The following is a 19269-nucleotide window of genomic DNA, read 5'->3' on the forward strand; positions in this document are numbered from 1 at the left end:
GATTCAATTAATAAATTTTGACAGACCTTAAATTTCCATCACTTTTCAAACATAACACTGCAATAGTACCGTAAAGAAAAATATGGATTTTGACCAATGAACATTCGATTCCGCCCGAGAGATATTCGTTGGTTTATGATGGAAATTCGTTTTAGTGATTTGTGTGATTTCCGTCACTATCTTTATAAGGGTAGTAAATGACATCTGTAAAACTATTTCCTAAAAGCGTACTTCCTATTAGGGCATTGATAGTAAAAAGCCGATCCAACTGACCGGCTTTTAAAATTTTCAAATTGTTTATTTACTCAAACATTTACAGCTTATCTCTCGCTCAGTACCAATACCTTCACCATAAAGGTAAACTTCATTTTGGTATGTACTTCCGTCATAATCCTGTGCGAAACTGTACTCGTCACGGCTGCATTTTCCGTCTTTAGTCTTACCGATTACCGCCGTTACTGTTCTGCGTAAAGGCACTCCGGTATATTGGTGTTTCGCAATATACCAACGGTCTGATATAATTCTTACTTCTTTGGCTGTACCGCCTAAATTTCTGTTTTTGTAGGCTAACAAAATTTTTGCTTCCAAGGCTTTGTCTACCATTTTTGCTTTTGGCAAACAGGCATCCGGATCATTTTTATCAATTGGTGTGTTCTTTACAATCATATCAATTTCACCAACAGCTATGGGTTTATAGTCAAACTCCGAACCATACCCGGCAGTTTTAAAAGGCACCACCTCAATCTTTAACTTGTGTGTTCCCGGCGTCAACAAATCTTGTTTTCGTTTAAGATCCATCATTAATGATTCTCCAAAATAAAGATCATCGGTACCATCGTTGAATTCAGCTCTGTGAGTAGCTAACCCAAACATATCTTCTCTTTTGAAATCAAATGCATAACTGGTATTGGTTACTTTTTGTCCGTCTAGATACAGAACAAAGAGAATCTTACTCTGGTATTCAAACGGATTTCTGTTTTCGTTGATTTCTTTTGCTTTTTTACCGCTTTCTTCCAGCTGCAACATCATGCTGTTGGCAGGAGAGTTGGCAAACCAGGCTCTCATCGAAAGTTTATCTCCAAAAGTATAGGTCTTGATATACTTGTCTTCGGGTAAAGTGCGTTCAAATTCGTCATTAGAAAAGCAAACCTGACCTATGTGATTTTGGTACTGCGGCATATCTAACTTTTCTTCCGGATACAATTCCAGTTTGCTTTTACCGGCCATTTTTTCTTTCAATTTCCCCAATAATTGGGCATGGCTGTTTACTGAAAAGGCTATGAAAGCCAATAGAATGATTTTTTTCATGGTATTTTAAGATTTGAGTTTTTATTTAGAAGTTGTTCTTTTGGCAACAAGTATGGCAAAAAGCCCCCCGATGGCTACCGGAATTCCGGACAATAAAGCCAATGTTCTGCTTTCCATTCCGCCGTATTCTCCTCTTTTAATATCAGGCGAAACTAAAAATGCGACTATAGTTAGGATGACCGCAACGTAAAACAATTGACTGGATAATTTAAGGTTTGCCCGGAACAAAAACACTGCAAACACCAATGATAAAATCAGCAGGGTTGACAACAATACCTGAACAATCAAATACGCGGTTTCGGATGGAATATTTTCTAATTCTTGTTCAAAGCCGGCAATCTGCTCATCAATCTGCTTTTTAGATTCACCGGTCATATTCTCGGCTTCTTTTTTTAACTTATCGATGTTGTCTTTAACTGCCGCCAATTCTGTTTGCTCTTCAGCTAATTTGTCTTTGTCGAGTTGCGCTCTGTAAATAGACATCGAGCAAGTCAATAAGGAAATCAGAATGATGATGATTCCAAAAATTCTAAGTACTGTTTTCATTTGTTTATTACTGATTATGGTTAATTTCCATGCAATAATAAATCAAAGAAAAACACCGATCTTGGCCAATGAACATCCGCTCCGACTCGAGGGAAATTCGTCAGCGTTTGAAGGAAATTCGTTTTGGTGGAAAATTAAACCTGAAGATTATCGAGTAAAACCAAAAATTCTTCTTTTTTGCGAACCGAAAGCGGAATGACAGTTTTGTTTTTCATAACGATGGTATTACCTCCTTCGGCTTTGATAAAATGGTCAAAATAGGACATGTTAATCAGGTGTGATTGGTGCGTTCTGAAAAAGTTGTAGGGAGTGAGTAACGTTTCGTATTCCTTGAGATTAGTAGAAACAATCAGCTTAGGCGCATTGATAAAATGAAAAGTGGTGTAATTTTTATCCGATTCACAGTTGACAATATCCTGTATGTTAACCGAATAAATCTTATCGGCCGTTTTCAAAACCAGCTTTTGGAGGTTCTTCGGTCTCTCGAGATTGGTGAACAAATTGTTGAGTTTCATTTCAAAAACTTCCTTGCCCAAAGATTCTTCCACTTTCTTCACAGCTTCGATTAAATCAGCCGGATCCAGCGGTTTTAAAAGATAATCTATAGCCGAAAAACGGAATGCTTTAATAGCAAAATCTTCATAACCGGTTATAAAAATCACTTTGAAATTAATCGGTTTCAATTTCTGAAGCAAATCAAAGCCGGTACCATCAGGCATTTCTACGTCTAAAAAGACCAAATCGGGGGAAAGCTGCCTGATCAGCCTTACTCCTGAATCAACCGAATCGGCCTCACCTATTATGGAAACCGAAGGACAATGAGCCTTGATAATGGCACTGTTCTTTTTTCTGATGTTTTCTATATCGTCAACAATTACAGCTCGTAACATAGGCTTTTAATTTTCGTAAATATAAGGGATTTCAAAACTAACTTTAGCTCCGGAGACTTGTTGGTGCTCGTCCACAATGTTGTCTGTCTGAACTACAAAGTCATGATTTTTAGTATAACTCACCAATCGTTCTTTGGTAATCGTCATGGCCAAAGACTTGTGATTTTCTACTTTTTTAGTGGCGTCAAATCCAACTCCGTTATCAATAACCTCAAAGAACAACTTAGATTCTTTCAGGTAAAAACGGATGTCAATCATTCCCTTTTCAGTAGTATTGCTCAATCCGTGTTTAATGGCGTTTTCTATAAATGGTTGTGTAAGCATAGGTGGCAGCAATATTGATTCTCTGTCAATAGCTTCTTCCACTTCAATTCTGAAATCAAACTTATTGTTGTATAAAAGTTGTTGAATAACAATGTAATTTTCTATCATTTCCAACTCTTCGCTCAGCAAAATATAATTCTCATTAGAGTTTTCCAGAATTTGACGGGTAAGTTTGGAGAACTTGGTAAGATAACTAACCGCTTCTTTGTCCTGCTTGTTGTAAATCAAGCCTTGTATATTATCAATCGAATTGAAAATAAAATGCGGATTCATTTGTGTTATCAAGAGTTTTTGCTTGAGTTCCTTGTTTTTGTTGGCATTGATGATATTTTTTTGTCTGTAGTAGTTATACAGCCAAATGATACCGGTAATCAAAAAGATAAAAATTCCGAGAGAAGAATACAGAATGATATTTTTTCTTGTTTTTTCTTGAGCCAAATAAGCTTTTTGTAGAGCATTGCTTTTTTCGAGCAGTTTGTTCTTGTCTTTTATTTCTTTTGTTTGAAATTTAACCGATAAACTCTCCAAAGCCTGCATCTTCTCTTTATTCATGACCGAATCAGCATACAAATTCTGCTTTTCCTGAAGTTCGTAGGCTTTTTTATATTCTTTTTTCAGGAATGCTAACCGGCCTAAATTTCCGTATGCTGTTTTGAATTCCTCCGGAGTATTGGCAACTTTAGCCTTTTGTAATGCCTCGTTATAATACTTCTCGGCTAAATCATACTTTCCCTGATCTAAATAAATATCTCCCAGATTATTTTTTACCACTGCTTCGGTAACCAGCATTCCTTTGTCTGCTCCCTGTTTTTTTATTACCTCTAAAGTTTTAAGGTAATAGTCAATCGCCAAGTCCATTTTCCCCATCGAACGGTAACAATACCCCATATTCCCGTACATTTCGGGCAATTTTTTTGATTCTACAGGAACCGTCGGGTTTCCTTTTTCCACTTCTTTGAGTTGGCTGAGTGCTTTACTGAAATTTCCGGCCGCAATGTTTACCCCCGACAAACTGAGCAAAGATTCCCTGAGCTCCTTTACATTTGATGTTTTGCGAATTAAACTTATCGCCTTTTCATGGTAGTTTATCGCATTGGGATAATCTCCTTTTTGGAAATAACAACGGGCAAGTTGGGAATAGCATTTACCGGTAAGTGAATTTTTATTGATTTTAATAGCACTTTCAACAGCCTTAACAGCATCAATAAAAGCCCTGTCGTGAAGAGAATATTCATTATGAAATGCCGATGAATAAAAATAAATCATGGTCAATTCTATTTTCTCAGGTCCTTTTATGGCAGCTTCAATTGCGCGGTCTAAACAGGAAGTGGCTTTTTCCAATTGACCGTTTCGTGCTAACAATCTGGCTTGCTCTCTATAGCTCCAAACAATTCCCCGGGTAAAGTTTTTTCTGGTCGAAAAACTGATCAAGGTATCGTAAATCTTCATGGCTTCTTTAGGGTCTATCCTATCATCATTGGCAACACTATACAGCCTTAAGGCAAAAAGCGAATCCTGCCGTGTTGGTACCGGTGCCTGACTATAGGTTATCGTAAAAGAAAAAAGTGAAGCTAAAATAAAGAGAAAGCTTATTTTTTTTTGCATTGGGGGCTTGGTTGTAAATTTTGGCTAAAATAGCTAATTAAAAATAATTTTTTGTTTGAAACGAAGGTCTTAACAGTTTCGACAAAGGGAGAAATCATAACTTATTCAACGAAGAATTACCGTATTTATCAGACAAAAAAAAATCCCGTTTGAAAACAAACGGGATTCAGATATATAGGCGCCTCATCCGAGGCAGTCAGAAACCCTTAAAGCTCTAAGGCTTTTTTAGGGTTGTTATTCATCAAGATTTCTACCGGATTTTCTAATGCTTCTTTCACGGCTACTAGGAATCCAACCGACTCACGGCCATCAATAATTCTGTGGTCATACGATAACGCCACGTACATTACCGGAGCAATTACGATTTGCCCGTTTCTAACGATAGGTCTTTCCACTACATTGTGCATTCCTAAAATTCCCGATTGCGGTGGGTTAATAATTGGCGTACTCAACATACTTCCGAAAACACCACCGTTTGAAATGGTAAACGTTCCGCCAGTCATTTCGTCAACGGTGATTTGTCCGTCACGGGCTCTTAAGGCCAAACGTTTGATTTCAGCTTCTACACCTCTGAATGATAAGGTTTCGGCATTTCTCATGACCGGAACCATCAAACCTTTTGGTCCTGAAACGGCAACTGAAATATCACAGAAGTCATAAGAAATTTTTTCCTGACCGTCAATCATGGAGTTTACATCCGGGTATAATTGTAAGGCGCGGGTAACGGCTTTGGTGAAGAACGACATAAAGCCCAAACCTAAACCGTGTTTCGCTTTGAATTCCTCTTTGTATTGGTCACGCAACGCATAGATATTGGTCATATCCACTTCGTTGAAGGTAGTCAACATAGCCGTTTCGTTTTTTGCCGATACTAATCTTTCAGCTACTTTACGACGCAACATCGACAATTTGGTTCTTTCGGTTCCTCTGTTTCCACCGGTTGGTGTTCCCATAGACGGCACTGCGTTTACAGCATCTTCTTTGGTAATGCGTCCGCCCTTTCCGGTACCTACGACATCTGAGGGCTGTATACTTTTTTCATCTAATATTTTCTTAGCCGCTGGCGATGGTGTTTGCGCTGCGTATGATGTTGCTGCAACCGGAGCCGGTGCAGCTTTAGGCGCTTCTACCTTTGGAGCCTCAGCTTTTGGTGCTTCAACTGCGGCTGGTTTTGTTTCTGCTACAGGCGCTGAACCACTTGGTTTAGCGGCACCGGTATCGATTAAACAAACCACAGCTCCAACGGCTACCGCATCACCCTCAGAGGCTTTTAGGGTAATGATACCGCTGGCTTCTGCCGGTAACTCTAGTGTGGCTTTATCTGAATCAACCTCAGCGATGGCTTGGTCTTTTTCTACGTAATCTCCGTCTTGCACTAACCAAGTGGCGATTTCTACTTCTTTAATCGATTCTCCCGGTGAAGGGACTTTCATTTCTAAAATCATCTTTTATAATTTTATAGTGTTGTTTTCTACTTTATTCTCTAGCCCCGATTGTAGTGGAAATCCTCGAAGAGATTGCAACGGAAAGCGGGATTAAGCTCCTAATTATCTAAATAAATTCTTGTCGAATACCATTCTGATGGCATCGGCGTGTCTTCTTCTGTCTCTTGTATGACTTCCGGCGGCCGGAGCAGCGTAAGCTTTTAACGAAGCTAATCGCCATGGCACCAAGTCAAAATTCATCAACATATAACTGTAAGCGCCCATGTTTTTTGGTTCTTCCTGTGCCCAAACGAAATCGTCGGCATTAGGGTAACTCGCAATCGCTTCTTTTAATTGTGCTGTCGGTAACGGAAACAACTGCTCAATGCGTACCAAAGCTACGTCATTTCTGCCTAAGTTTTCTCTCTCGGCTAAAATATCGTAATAGAATTTTCCGGTACAGAACACTACGGTTTTTACTTTTTTCTTGTCGATGGTCGCGTCATCGATTACTTCCTGGAATTGACCATTGTACAATTCTTCACGGGTAGACACGCATGATGGGTGACGCAGCAAACTTTTTGGCGAAAATACCACCAATGGTTTGCGGAATTTAGTTTTCATCTGACGACGCAACAAGTGGAAGAAGTTAGCCGGAGTGGTACAATCAGCTACGTACATATTGTGTTTGGCACACAATTGTAGGTAACGTTCCATACGGGCTGAGGAGTGCTCTGCTCCTTGCCCTTCATACCCGTGAGGCAATAATAATACGATACCGTTTTGGTTGTTCCATTTGTCTTCCCCACATGAAATGTATTGGTCGATCATAATTTGAGCTCCGTTAGAGAAATCTCCGAACTGGGCTTCCCAAATGGTTAAGGCATTCGGATTGGCTAAGGCATACCCATAATCAAATCCTAAAACGCCATATTCAGAAAGGAACGAATTGAATACGTTGAACTTTCCTTTTTTGTCTTTTAAGGCATTCAATAAAATTACTTCTTCCTCACTGTCTTCTACCTTCACAACGGCGTGACGGTGCGAGAAGGTACCTCTTTCTACGTCTTGTCCTGACAAACGAACATCGTAGCCTTCGGTTAGTAACGAACCGTAAGCCAAGGCTTCTGCCGTTCCCCAATCGATAGTGTCGTTGTCATACATGGTTTTTCTATCCGTAACGATTTTGGTAATCTTACTGATGAATTTTTTGTCGGCCGGTAAGGTGGAAATGGTTTCCAGAATGGCATTTAATTTCTTTTGGTCGAATTTGGTGTCGACTTTCTTCAGCATTTCGTCATCGGAAACCTGAACAAATCCTTCCCATTCATCTTGCATAAACGGCTTGATGATGGTCAAATCTTTTTTACGAGAAGCTTGAAGATTTTCATCCAACTTGGCTTTGTACTCGTTTTCTATTTTGGTAACATACGCAGCATCAACGATACCGGCTGTGATTAATTTTTCGGCATAAATATCTCTCGGATTTTTGTGACGAGCAATCAATTTGTAGAGTAACGGCTGGGTGAAACGAGGTTCATCGCCTTCGTTGTGACCGTATTTTCTATAGCCTAATAAATCGATGAATACATCTCTTCCGAACTGCATGCGGAAATCTAAGGCGAACAACATCGCGTGAACCACAGCTTCGGCATCATCGGCATTCACGTGCAATACCGGAGACAGGGTCACTTTGGCAATATCGGTACAATAAGTAGACGAACGGGCATCCAGATAATTGGTGGTAAATCCAACCTGGTTGTTGATGACAATATGGATGGTTCCTCCGGTTTTGTATCCGTCTAATTGTGCCATTTGTATGATTTCGTAAACGATACCTTGTCCGGCTACAGCCGCATCACCGTGAACGGCGATAGGCAATACTTTTGAGAAATCATTAGGAAAATACTTGTCTTGTTTGGCTCTTGTAATTCCTTCAATCACGGCGCCAACAGTTTCCAGATGCGAAGGGTTCGGTGCCAGGTTGATGTTGATTTTTTTTCCGGATTGGGTTTTTCTTTCCGAGGTTAATCCTAAGTGGTATTTTACATCCCCGTCGAAATATTCTTTATCGTAGTCTTTTCCGTCAAATTCGGAGAAAATGTCTTGGGTTGCTTTGCCGAAAATGTTGGCTAAGGTGTTCAAACGACCACGGTGCGCCATTCCCATCACGAAATGCTCAACTCCTTTTTCGGCAGCATTTTCAATCAAGGCGTCTAAGGCCGGAATGATACTTTCACCTCCTTCTAGGGAGAAACGCTTTTGACCCACATATTTAGTGTGTAAAAAGTTCTCAAAAGAAACCGCCTCATTCAGCTTGGCTAAAATGCGTTTCTTTTGCTCGGCATCAAAGACAGGCTGATTGTCGTTTCTATTCAATCTTTCCTGCACCCAATTGACATAAATGGGGTTTTCCATGTGCATGTATTCAATGCCGATATGTTGGCAATACATGCGCTGTAACACCTCAAGAATTTGCTTTAAAGTGCTGGGTTGTTTTCCTAAAATTTTAGCCGCATCAAATACCGTATCCAAATCGGCTGAACTCAATCCGAAGTTTTGAATATCCAGATTAGGCTCATAGACTCTTCGGTCACGCACCGGATTGGTTTGAGTGAATAAATGACCACGGGTTCTGTAGCCGTCAATTAATCTTAGTACATTAAATTCTTTTTGCAATTTGTCCGAAACAACACTACAATCCTGATCGTTGTTTAAGGCGGCTACAATTTGTGTTCCGGCTTGTTCTTCGTTATAGGTAGTCATACCAAAGTCAAAGCCTTGAAAAAAGGCTCTCCAACTTGGCTCTACGCTATCGGGACTTTGAAGGTATTGTTCGTATAAATCGGCAAAAAATTCGGTGTGTGCTGCGTTTAAAAAGGAAAACCTATCCATGATCTTATGAGTAAATAATGGGTGTGTTAAAAAATCAGTTGCAAAAGTATGACATTTGTAATAATCTTTCAATGTTTTTAGTACATTTATAACGCTATTTTAACGCTCTGCTCCTGATGAAAAAGAATGTTGCAAAATTTTATATTGCTTTTTTGGGTTTACTGTTATTTTTGGGATTTTCAAATACTGTTTTGGCACAGGAAAAACCATTACCTAAAGCCCAGACCGATGATTTTTGGGACCACGTTCAATTTGGAGGCGGATTTGGGATAAGTACCAGTAAAGATTATACCGACATCACGATTGCTCCCAGTGCGATATACAATTTTGACGATTATTTTGCCTTGGGATTAGGGCTGCAGTACAGTCATTTAAAACAACGCAATTTTTACAATTCCAATATAGTAGGCGGCAATATTATAGGTCTTTTTAATCCAATTGAAGAAATTCAGCTTTCGTTGGAATTGGAAGAGATTCATGTAAACAACACCTACACTGACCTCTACAACAATATCAAAAAGAGTTTTTGGAACACGGGACTTTATGTAGGGGGAGGTTATCGTGCCGACAACGTAACCATTGGCGCACGATTTAATGTGCTGTTCGACAAAAACAAAGACATTTACGGCAGTGCTTTTATGCCGTTCATCAGGGTTTATTTCTAAGAGACGAAAACAACCTAATAACGGTTTCTAAACCAAACCTTCATCCATTCCCTTCTCAGAATTAAAAAGGCAATTTGTTCAGAAAGTTCAGCCGCATCAGCCCCTTGCAGTTGTTTGATGTTTTCTTCCGGGACATCTATAATGTAAAGCAAATTGAGCAATTCGGTATATTTGTACTGAATCAAACGATAGATTTTTTCATGTAACTGTACTTTTAATTCATAAGGCGTAGTACTCTGCGGAAAATCGACTGCTTCATTGGCAAAATTGAAGTCCTTATTGAGTTGTTCAATCAGTTTTGAATACAGGTTTTCTTTCTCGGCCTCTGAGAGTAAATGATCGGTATTTGCTGGTGGGTTGTACATATTTTTAAAACCCTGATAGGGTTATGGTATTACACGTTTCTACTCATTAATTTATCTCCAAACGCTTTCAGAATATCTTTTTTATCTTGGCTAATGTTCATTTTCTCCAACATAGTAAATGCTTTAAAAGTATACTCTTCGATGGTCTGTCGGGTGGCTTCGGAAGCTCCGGTTTGATTGAAAATTTCTTTTACCGAAGCAATTTTATCGGTATTGTCATTGGGTTGTATCGAAAACAAATGCAGGAGTTGTTCTTTTACATCATTGGTAGCAAACTCCATGGCTTTTAAATACAGATATGTCTTTTTATTTTCAATGATATCACCTCCTACTTGTTTTCCGAACGTCTCAGGATTGCCGAAAGCATCCAGATAATCGTCCTGCAATTGGAACGCAATGCCTAAGTTCAATCCGAAATCGTATATTGAATTCGCATTTTCCTCCGAAGTTTGCGCCACAATAGCACCCATTTTCATTGCAGCTCCCACCAAAACCGCCGTTTTGTATTCAATCATTTTCAAATATTCGGGTATGGTAACATCATCTCGGGTTTCGAAATCAACATCGTATTGTTGCCCTTCACAAACTTCTAAAGCCGTTTTACTGAACAACTTTGCCAACTCTCTGAAGACCGAAGGCTCATAACTTTCAAAATACTGATAAGCCAGTATCAGCATGGCATCGCCCGAGAGTATACCCGTGTTGACATTCCATTTTTCATGTACCGTTTCATGGCCTCTTCTGAGTGGGGCAGCATCCATAATATCATCGTGAATGAGCGAAAAATTATGAAACACCTCTACCGCAGTGGCTGCAGCTAATGCCTCTTGACAATTACCATCAAAAACTTCCGCAGCCATCAGGGTCAAAACCGGTCTCAGTCTTTTCCCGCCCAGCGAGAGAATATAACGAATGGGTTCGTACAGATTAGTAGGTTCTTTTTGAAGGATTAACGTTTTAAAGTGTGAGGAAATAATATCCTGATAATCGGAAACGGCACGCATGAAAATTATTTTTGGCTAATTTAAACTATTCTGCCCGCATTACAAAAGCGTCTTTCTTTCAAATGTTAAATTTACGTTAATACTTCGGAAACTATTTTAGTGTTAAAAGTTTCCATTTTACATTTGCCCTCAAATTCAGAGAATCCCCCCCAACTCCCATTTTGAAATAATACTTAAGAATACCATGAAAGATAAAATTATAAAAAAAGCAACGGATATGTTTTTAAAGCTTGGCTTTAAAAGCGTTACTATGGACGATATTGCTTGTGAAATGTGCATTTCAAAAAAGACAATTTACAAATACTTCAGCAACAAAGAAAAACTAATAGAAGAAGGCACAGAAGTCGTTCAGCAAAATATTCATGCTATGATGAACAAAGTGGTTGCACAAAATCACAGTGCCATAGCCGAAAATTTTGAAATGCGTGAAATGTTCAAACAAATGTTCCAATCTTTCGATAACTCACCGGCTTTCCAGCTCAAAAAACATTATCCTGAGATTTACTACAAAATGATAGCAAATAAAGTTGAAGACTGTAATGCGATTTTTCGCCAAAACATCGAAAAAGGAATTTCAGAAGGCCTATATCGTAAAGAAACCGACGTAGAAGCTGCCGTAAAATTTTATTACATGCTGATTTTTGCCATCAATGAAAACACCATGATGGAGAAAGATGCCTACGAACTCGAAGCCAAAGCATTAGAGTACCATACAAGGGCCATAGCCACACCGGCAGGTTTGATAGAATTAGAGAAACAATTACTTAAAAACAATAACCAATAATAATCATCAATCTATGAAACACAAATTTGTATTAACCCTACTCCTGTTCGCTGGTCTCTTAAAGGCTCAGGAAAAACCGCAAAGCTACTCGTTCAGTTTGCAACAAGCCATTGATCATGCGGTGCAGCACAATTACTCGGCCATCAATGCCAACAGAGATATTGAAGCTGCCAAACAAAAAAAGTGGGAAACCACCGCTTCGGGATTACCGCAAATCAATGCCGGTTTAGATTACCAAAACAATTTTGAATTGCAAAAATCGTTGATTCCGGCCGAATTCTTTGGCGGAAACCCGGGGGAATTCGCCGAGGTAGCCTTTGGAACCAAACACAACATGAATGCGCACGCCAATCTGAGCCAGTTAATTTTTGACGGTTCTTATATAGTAGCACTTCAGGCTTCTAAAACCTATTTGAAATACTACGAAAATGCCAAAGTGAAAACCAGTTCTGAAATCAGAGAAATGGTAATCAATGCATACGGCAATGTACTATTGGCTGAGGAAAGCATCGCTATTTTGGAAAAAAACAAAGCTACTTTGTCAAAAACACTGGCAGATACTCAGGAAACCTACAAAAATGGTTTGATTGAGGAAGAAAATGTAGAACAGCTTCAGATTACTCTGGCCACCATCAACAGTAACCTGAACAATACCCGAAGATTATTGGAAGTAGCCAACAAAATGCTGAAATATACATTGGGAATCGACATCAACTCCGAGGTAAAACTTACCGATAAATTAGATACGCTTTCCGTTTCTAATTTGGATTTGGCATTTGGTCAAGGCGATTTTGCAGTAACCAATAACATCAACTATCAAATGGCAAGTAATTTTCAGGAACAAAAATCATTAGAACTGAAATTACAAAGAAGCAAAGCTCTGCCTTCATTAGCAGCCAGTGTTAACTTTGGATACAATGCCTTCAACAACCAGTTTGCCTTTTTTACCCAAAACCAAAAATGGCTCAATTATTCAAATCTCGGAATTAGCTTGAATGTTCCCATCTTCAGCAGTTTTGGCAGAAGTGCCCGAACACAACAAGCCAAAATAGCTTTGGATCAAGCCAAGACTCAACTAACGGCTACAGAACAGCAACTGAAACTGCAGTATGAAAAAGCCAAAAGTGATTTTGAATTCAGTATCGAAGAATATGCGACTTCCAAAAGCAATTTAAGTTTGGCCGAACGCATTGAACGCAAACAACAAATCAAATTTACTGAGGGATTATCATCAAGTTTTGACTTTAGTGAAGCACAACGTCAATTGTACACCGCACAGCAAAACTACCTGCAATCCATGGTAAACATCATCAACAAAAAAGCAACTTTAGAAAAAATCATCAATAAAAACTAATCTATTACAAATGAGAAAAATCATAACCCTATTCGCAATTTCTTCTTTTTTACTGTCGTGTTCCAATGCAGAGAAAAAGAACAGCATTGATGCTTTAATCAGTGCCAAAAATGTAAAGGCCCTACAGGAAAAGAAAGCGGCTCTGCAAGGTGACATAACCAAAATTGAAGCTGCTTTGGCTACTTTAGACGTTAAAAAAGAAGAAGCATTAGTTTCGGTAACAACGGTAAAAGACACACTTTTTACTCATTATCTTGACATACAAGGAAGTGTAAACACCAAAGAAAACATTTTGGTTCAACCGGAATTCAGCGGAACATTGACATCTTTAACTGTTAAAGCAGGTGACCGTGTAACCAAAGGACAAGTTTTAGGCCGTGTAGATGATGCCGGTATGAGCCAACAGCTGGCAAGTGCCGAAAATCAGTATGCATTAGCCAAAACCACCTTTGAAAGACAAAAAAATCTTTGGGACAAAAAAATCGGTTCTGAAATTCAATACCTTCAGGCACAAACCCAAATGATTTCGGCTCAAAAAGCAGTGGCGCAAATAAAAGCGCAATTGGCCAAAACCGTCATCCGTGCTCCTTTCACCGGAACTATTGATGAAGTATTTGTAGAAAAAGGACAGGTAGTAGCACCAAGTGCTCAGGGCTTGATGCGTATCGTAAACTTAGGCAACATGTATGTGTCAACGACCATCCCGGAAACCTATATCGGTAAATTAAAAGTGGGTACTGTAGTTGATGTGTTCCTAACTTCTTTGGGTAAAACTTACAAAGGAAAGGTACGTCAGGTAGGTAACTTCATCAACCCGAATAACAGAAGTTTCGGAATTGAAGTAAGCATCCCGAATCCGGAAAATTTATTGCGTCCGAACCAAGTGGCCAAACTTAAAATCACCGATTATGTAAACAAGAACGCTATAGTGGTTCCTACCAATGTAATACAGGAAGACGGAAACGGCGATCATTTTGTATACACGGTAGAAGGCAGCAACGGAAAAACCGGAACCGCCAAAAAAGTGATTGTGAGTCTTGGAAAATCTTCCGACAATGTAACCGAAATTCTGAGTGGTTTATCAGCGGATGACATCGTCGTAACCGAAGGAGTGAACAACATTTCTGAAGGCATGAAACTTAATTTCTAAAAAGCTAACCTCATAACAAAATAGACAAAATGAGTCACCAAAGTAAAGAATTCAGCATATCGAGCTGGGCCGTAGACAACAGAGTCACGGTTTACATCTTCACCTTACTGATTGTCATAACGGGGCTGATTGCCTATGTGACCATGCCGCGTGAAGATTTCCCGGAAATCATCGAAAACAAAGTATACATCTCTTCGGTTTTCCCGGGTAATTCAGCCGAAGACGTCGAAAAATTAATCATCAAGCCGCTCGAAAAAGAAATCAAAAATATCAGCGGAGTTGAAAAAGTTACCGCCAGTTCTTTTCAGGATTACGGAATGATTGTGGTTGAATTTGGCGATAAAGTAGGAATTGAAGAAGCCAAAACTAAAATCAAGGACAAAGTAGATGTGGTAAAAGCCGACACCGATTGGCCCAACCTGGATAACGGCAGTAAAGTAGAGCCGAGTGTATTTGAACTAAACATTTCGGAAGAAGTGCCGATTCTCAACATCAATTTACAAGGAAACTACACCACCCAACAGCTGAAAAAATACGGCGAAAAACTACAGGACGACATAGAGGAAATCCCTGAAGTGAAGAAAGTGGACATCTTGGGAGTTGACGACAAAGAAGTGGAAATTGCTGTAGATATATTCAAAATGACAGCAGCTCAGGTTTCGTTTGACGACATACAAAATGCCGTAAAATATGAAAACATGACGCTTTCGGGAGGAAATTTAATTTCGCAGGGATCACGCAACAACATTCGTATCGTTGGAGAAATCAAAGAACCCAAAGAACTGGAGAATGTGATTGTAAAATCGCATGGTGGTTCAGTATACCTGAAAGACATCGCTACTGTTTCGTTTAAAGAAAAAGAAAAAACAACCTACGCCCGCGAAAAAGGGACTGAAGTAGTCATGTTAAACGTGAAAAAACGTTCAGGACAAAACATGATTTCTGCCATTGAGCAGGTGAAAGAAAAAATCGAATTGGCAAAAGCTGATTATTTGCCAAAAGATTTGAAACTAGCGCTAACCAACGACCAATCTTCGCGGGTAGAACACCAGGTTGATGAATTATCCAACCACATCATCTTTGGGATTGTACTGGTAATGATTGTATTGATGTTTACCATGGGATTGCGTAACTCCCTGTTTGTAGGAGCTGCCATTCCGCTATCGATGTTAATGGCATTTACCATACTTTCTGCCTTTGGAATGACCCTCAACACTATGGTATTATTCGGATTGGTAATGGGTCTGGGTATGCTGGTAGACGACGGAATTGTGGTCGTTGACAACGTATTTGCCAATATGAAAAAAGGCATGCCGCGATTACAGGCCTCTAAAATCGGAATTGGTGAAATTGCCTGGCCGGTAATTTCATCTACCGCTACCACTTTGATGGCATTCTTACCCTTTGCTTTATGGCCGGGTACTATGGGTAAATTCATGATTTATTTCCCTATGACGCTTTCGGTTACCTTGGGAGCTTCACTTTTTGTGGCGATGATTGTAAACGCGGCCATGACCGGAGGCTCAATGGATATTGAAGACCGAAACGTAACGACCAAATCAGCCAAAATGTACACCATTATTTTTGTGATTATTGGGGTACTGTTCGTCATCATTGGCAACGTGGGAGAAGGTTCAAAATTAGCGCGTGCCATTGGTCACTTAGCCATCATAGCTTTAGCGTTAATGTGGTTATACAAACTGAAATTGTACCAATGGACACAAGATTTCCAACACAGTTTCTTCCCTCGTATGGAAGAAAAATACAAACGCTTTTTAGCCAAAATATTAGCCGGTAGAAATGCCTGGATTGCTTTGGGAAGTATCATCGGAATGTTGTTTTTATCGTTCATACTGTTGGGTATTTTCCCGAGAAAAGTATTATTCTTCCCCGATAACATCCCGAAACAGGTGATTACCTATATCGAATATCCGCAAGGAACCGATATTGAAAAAACCAACAAGGCTACCCTTTTTGTAGAAAAACAGGTCATTTCTATTTTAAAGAAATACATCGATCCAAAAACCAACACTAACTTCCTGGCAGAAAGTATCGTTTCTCAGGTGGGAGTAGGTGCCGGTAACCCTAATGTCGATGCGGGTTCCGCTTCGGAAACTCCTTTTAAAGGAAAAGTGACCGTCAATTTTACGGAATTTAAATTCAGAAGAGGAGTAAACACTTCGGATGTATTAGAAGAAATCAGAGCCAAAGTAAAAGGAATTCCGGGGGCCAAAGTTACCGTTGAAAAAGATTCAAACGGACCCCCTGCCGGTTATCCTATCAGTATTCAATTAACCGGAGCTGCAGGAGCAGATTACGATGTGATGCTGAAAGAGGCCAGTAAAATGATTGCTTTTATTGACAGTAAAAACATTCCGGGTATCGAAAAACTCAACGTAGATGTGAATAAAGAAAGTCCGGAACTCGAAGTAAAAGTAGATCGTGTGAATGCCGGTAGTGCCGGAGTTTCCACCGGACAATTAGGATTCAATTTACGCCGTTCGGTTTATGGTCAGGAAATTTCTACCTTCAAAGAAGGCGATGACGATTACAACATTGTAGTGCGTATGCAGGATGATCAGCGCAAAAATGAAAACATCCTTTTCAACCAATCGCTGACGTTCAGAAATCAGAATACCGGTCAAATCATGCAGGTTCCAATTTCGGCTGTTTCTAAAACCGAAAAAACATATACCTACAACCAAATCAAACGCAAAGGATACAAACGCATCATGACCGTGTATTCTAATGTATTAACCGGATATAACGGCGACGAAATCACCAAACAAATTGCAGCCGAATTAAAAGGTTACGAATTGCCAAAAGGCATCACTTATTCCTTCTCGGGTGTACAGGAAGAACAAGGGAAAAACCAAAGTTTCCTGATGTACGCGTTGTTTTTGGCTTTGGCCGGAATCACCATCATCATTGTACTGCAATTTAATTCGGTTTCTAAAACCATGGTTATCCTGTTTACCGTATTGTTGAGTTTCAGTGGGGTGTTCTACGGTTATGTTATTGCCGGTATGGATTTCGTAGTCTTGATGACCATGATGGGAATTATATCGCTGGCGGGAATTGTAGTGAAAAACGGTATTGTATTGATGGACTTCTTTGTGTTGCTTTTAGATAAAAAAGTAGCCGAAAAAGGAGTAGAGAGCCATGATGATTTAAGTTTAGACGAAATCAAAGAAGTAATTATCGAAAGTGGAAAATCGCGTTTACGCCCGGTATTGTTAACAGCCTTAACCGCCGTATTGGGATTGATTCCATTGGCCATCGGATTGAACTTTGACTTCTTCGGATTGGTTACCGATTTAAATCCGCACCTGTACATGGGAGGAGATAATGTCATTTTCTGGTCGCCATTGGCCTGGACCATTATTTTCGGATTGACCTATGCAACCATTTTGACTCTGGTAATGGTACCGGTAATGTTCTACTTGGTAAAACGAGTAAAATATGGGTTAAGAGACTGGAGAGGCAAAAGAATAGCAGCGTAACAATCGCACTCTATATTAAAAAAAAGCGCCGTCTGAATCAGACGGCGCTTTTTTTATTTAGGACTAAAAAAATTATTGGATAATCAATTTTTTAGTTATCAATCCACTTTCTGTTTTAACATTGATAAAGTAAACACCGGTAGAAGTATTTTGTAAATCAATAGTTTGAATTAAACCGGCCGATTGGTCGTAATTATTCTCGTAAACCGTTTTTCCGGTTACATCAAATACTTCAACGGAATAACTTCCTGTCAATTCTTTAAACTCAATAGTAAAACTTCCTTTGTTCGGATTTGGATACAAACTAAAAGTATTTTCAACAAACTGGGTATTAGCCAATACGTTAGTTTTAAACTGAGAAGCTATAGCATTGTAATAAGCTCTCATTCTGTTTTCCTGACCTAAAGTGAACATGTACATACAGGCATCATTTACGTAGTCCATATAGTTCATGGTCAAAGCATATTCTCCAGAGGTACATCCCATAACTTGTCCTGCTACGGGACAATCATACGACTCTTGCGCAACCTGAGGGGTATCACAAATCTTATCGCCTTGGTTCGTACACGAAGTAGAACTACAAGTTCCGGTGTTAAAAGTATGATCTAAATTAAAAAAGTGTCCCAATTCATGAGTCAATGTTCTTCCTAAGTTGTAAGGCGCTCCCGGTACATAACCGGTGCATCCGCTACCCGATCCAAAAGCATTATTATCAATAACAACGGTTTGACCAGCCGACGGAGAACCTCCCAGAGGAGAATATCCAAGGATACCTCCATTGATATTTCTACAAACTAAATTTAAATAACCGGCCCAAGTAGAATCAGAATCTGCATTAGAAAGGAAATCGGTTCCAAATGTTACGGCTACAGTTCCTTCAGCTATGCCAGTTCCTGCCGGGTGATTTTGTGTAGCCAATACAAACTTAACATTCAGGTTTCCTACACTGGTTACCATCGGATAAAATGGTGCATCATTAGCCCAGTTTACAATGTCAGCATTAGCAGCGTTGTAATCGGCATTTAAAATATTGATTTGGGTTTGAGCGAAGTTTCTCAAACAGGTTTTTACAGTCGCTGATGCAGAACCGGCCGACGGGAAGTGAACGGCTACCGGTATAGTGATTAGAGCATTAGTACTGTTGGTGGTGTTGCTGTTTTTGTTTAAGGTCTGCTTTTGCAATTCCACTTCAAATTTGGCCTGATTCTCCAAGTGTAGTTGTCTCAATTGCGGATCAGCCATTATTTGTTGCATCAAAGCCGGGGTACCACAGGTTCTGTGCTGTGCGAAACTCATTTGAAAAACGAGTAATACAAAAAGTACTTTTAATTTCATTTTTAAGGTGTTATTTTTATTTTAAAGGGTTCAAATTTAAACAAATGTACAGAATATCAAATTATTAATTACAAATAATGAGGTACTTAAAAAGCACCTCATTATTCACAACTATTT

14 protein-coding genes are annotated in these 19269 nt (G+C 39.4%); 5 read left to right on the top strand and 9 right to left on the bottom strand.

Annotated elements, in window-relative coordinates; genetic code table 11:
• Nucleotides 1-297: 297 nt before the first annotated feature.
• The 6 genes from EZL74_RS03250 to EZL74_RS03275 form a co-directional block, all read right to left on the bottom strand.
• Nucleotides 298-1308: a hypothetical protein gene (locus EZL74_RS03250; protein ID WP_131475153.1), complete on the bottom strand. Its 1011-nt coding sequence runs from the start codon at nt 1306-1308 to the stop codon at nt 298-300.
• Nucleotides 1309-1329: 21 nt separating this feature from the next.
• A complete protein-coding gene (locus EZL74_RS03255) occupies nt 1330-1854 on the bottom strand; it encodes a hypothetical protein (protein WP_131475154.1) in 525 nt (174 codons plus the stop codon).
• A 134-nt stretch (nt 1855-1988) separates the two neighbouring features.
• Nucleotides 1989-2744 (bottom strand): LytR/AlgR family response regulator transcription factor, encoded by a 756-nt coding sequence (locus EZL74_RS03260; protein WP_131475155.1) that lies wholly within the window; start codon nt 2742-2744, stop codon nt 1989-1991.
• A gap of 6 nt (nt 2745-2750) precedes the next feature.
• On the bottom strand, nt 2751-4673 hold the full coding sequence (locus EZL74_RS03265; RefSeq protein ID WP_131475156.1) for a tetratricopeptide repeat protein: 1923 nt from the start codon (nt 4671-4673) through the stop codon (nt 2751-2753).
• A 206-nt stretch (nt 4674-4879) separates the two neighbouring features.
• Complete coding sequence (gene odhB, locus EZL74_RS03270; RefSeq protein ID WP_131475157.1) at nt 4880-6118, bottom strand: 2-oxoglutarate dehydrogenase complex dihydrolipoyllysine-residue succinyltransferase; 1239 nt, start codon at nt 6116-6118, stop codon at nt 4880-4882.
• A 102-nt stretch (nt 6119-6220) separates the two neighbouring features.
• Complete coding sequence (locus EZL74_RS03275) at nt 6221-8992, bottom strand: 2-oxoglutarate dehydrogenase E1 component (protein ID WP_131475158.1); 2772 nt, start codon at nt 8990-8992, stop codon at nt 6221-6223.
• Between the two features lie 116 nt (nt 8993-9108).
• Between EZL74_RS03275 and EZL74_RS03280 the strand changes: the two genes are divergently transcribed.
• Nucleotides 9109-9657, top strand: coding sequence for a hypothetical protein (locus tag EZL74_RS03280; RefSeq protein WP_131475159.1), 549 nt, complete (start codon nt 9109-9111; stop codon nt 9655-9657).
• 14 nt (nt 9658-9671) lie between these two features.
• Here the strand turns inward: EZL74_RS03280 and EZL74_RS03285 are convergent, their stop codons facing one another.
• Nucleotides 9672-10022 (bottom strand): hypothetical protein, encoded by a 351-nt coding sequence (locus EZL74_RS03285; RefSeq protein ID WP_131475160.1) that lies wholly within the window; start codon nt 10020-10022, stop codon nt 9672-9674.
• 29 nt (nt 10023-10051) lie between these two features.
• Nucleotides 10052-11026 carry a polyprenyl synthetase family protein gene (locus tag EZL74_RS03290; RefSeq protein WP_131475161.1) on the bottom strand — a complete coding sequence of 325 codons (975 nt, stop codon included), beginning with the start codon at nt 11024-11026 and terminating at the stop codon, nt 10052-10054.
• A 184-nt stretch (nt 11027-11210) separates the two neighbouring features.
• Between EZL74_RS03290 and EZL74_RS03295 the strand changes: the two genes are divergently transcribed.
• Genes EZL74_RS03295 through EZL74_RS03310 form a run of 4 tightly spaced genes read left to right on the top strand, consistent with a single transcriptional unit; the run spans nt 11211 to nt 17817 of the window.
• Nucleotides 11211-11810: a TetR/AcrR family transcriptional regulator gene (locus EZL74_RS03295; protein WP_131475162.1), complete on the top strand. Its 600-nt coding sequence runs from the start codon at nt 11211-11213 to the stop codon at nt 11808-11810.
• 13 nt (nt 11811-11823) lie between these two features.
• Nucleotides 11824-13164, top strand: a complete 1341-nt coding sequence (locus EZL74_RS03300; protein ID WP_131475163.1) for a TolC family protein — start codon at nt 11824-11826, stop codon at nt 13162-13164.
• Nucleotides 13165-13174: 10 nt separating this feature from the next.
• Nucleotides 13175-14314 carry an efflux RND transporter periplasmic adaptor subunit gene (locus EZL74_RS03305; RefSeq protein ID WP_131475164.1) on the top strand — a complete coding sequence of 380 codons (1140 nt, stop codon included), beginning with the start codon at nt 13175-13177 and terminating at the stop codon, nt 14312-14314.
• A gap of 29 nt (nt 14315-14343) precedes the next feature.
• Nucleotides 14344-17817 carry an efflux RND transporter permease subunit gene (locus EZL74_RS03310; RefSeq protein ID WP_131475165.1) on the top strand — a complete coding sequence of 1158 codons (3474 nt, stop codon included), beginning with the start codon at nt 14344-14346 and terminating at the stop codon, nt 17815-17817.
• Nucleotides 17818-17889: 72 nt separating this feature from the next.
• Here the strand turns inward: EZL74_RS03310 and EZL74_RS03315 are convergent, their stop codons facing one another.
• Entirely contained in the window at nt 17890-19152 is a 1263-nt protein-coding gene (locus EZL74_RS03315; RefSeq protein WP_131475166.1) for a zinc-dependent metalloprotease, read from the bottom strand.
• Nucleotides 19153-19269 lie beyond the last annotated feature (117 nt).

It is taken from the genome of Flavobacterium silvisoli (genome assembly GCF_004329815.1).
Lineage (GTDB): Bacteria > Bacteroidota > Bacteroidia > Flavobacteriales > Flavobacteriaceae > Flavobacterium > Flavobacterium silvisoli.

What these genes read in the sequence shown, in the direction of transcription:
- EZL74_RS03250 (WP_131475153.1), bottom strand. Translation starts at nt 1,308, where the DNA reads ATGAAAAAAATCATTCTATTGGCTTTCATAGCCTTTTCAGTAAACAGC.
- EZL74_RS03255 (WP_131475154.1), bottom strand. Translation starts at nt 1,854, where the DNA reads ATGAAAACAGTACTTAGAATTTTTGGAATCATCATCATTCTGATTTCC.
- EZL74_RS03260 (WP_131475155.1), bottom strand. Translation starts at nt 2,744, where the DNA reads ATGTTACGAGCTGTAATTGTTGACGATATAGAAAACATCAGAAAAAAG.
- EZL74_RS03265 (WP_131475156.1), bottom strand. Translation starts at nt 4,673, where the DNA reads ATGCAAAAAAAAATAAGCTTTCTCTTTATTTTAGCTTCACTTTTTTCT.
- odhB (WP_131475157.1), bottom strand. Translation starts at nt 6,118, where the DNA reads ATGATTTTAGAAATGAAAGTCCCTTCACCGGGAGAATCGATTAAAGAA.
- EZL74_RS03275 (WP_131475158.1), bottom strand. Translation starts at nt 8,992, where the DNA reads ATGGATAGGTTTTCCTTTTTAAACGCAGCACACACCGAATTTTTTGCC.
- EZL74_RS03280 (WP_131475159.1), top strand. Translation starts at nt 9,109, where the DNA reads ATGAAAAAGAATGTTGCAAAATTTTATATTGCTTTTTTGGGTTTACTG.
- EZL74_RS03285 (WP_131475160.1), bottom strand. Translation starts at nt 10,022, where the DNA reads ATGTACAACCCACCAGCAAATACCGATCATTTACTCTCAGAGGCCGAG.
- EZL74_RS03290 (WP_131475161.1), bottom strand. Translation starts at nt 11,026, where the DNA reads ATGCGTGCCGTTTCCGATTATCAGGATATTATTTCCTCACACTTTAAA.
- EZL74_RS03295 (WP_131475162.1), top strand. Translation starts at nt 11,211, where the DNA reads ATGAAAGATAAAATTATAAAAAAAGCAACGGATATGTTTTTAAAGCTT.
- EZL74_RS03300 (WP_131475163.1), top strand. Translation starts at nt 11,824, where the DNA reads ATGAAACACAAATTTGTATTAACCCTACTCCTGTTCGCTGGTCTCTTA.
- EZL74_RS03305 (WP_131475164.1), top strand. Translation starts at nt 13,175, where the DNA reads ATGAGAAAAATCATAACCCTATTCGCAATTTCTTCTTTTTTACTGTCG.
- EZL74_RS03310 (WP_131475165.1), top strand. Translation starts at nt 14,344, where the DNA reads ATGAGTCACCAAAGTAAAGAATTCAGCATATCGAGCTGGGCCGTAGAC.
- EZL74_RS03315 (WP_131475166.1), bottom strand. Translation starts at nt 19,152, where the DNA reads ATGAAATTAAAAGTACTTTTTGTATTACTCGTTTTTCAAATGAGTTTC.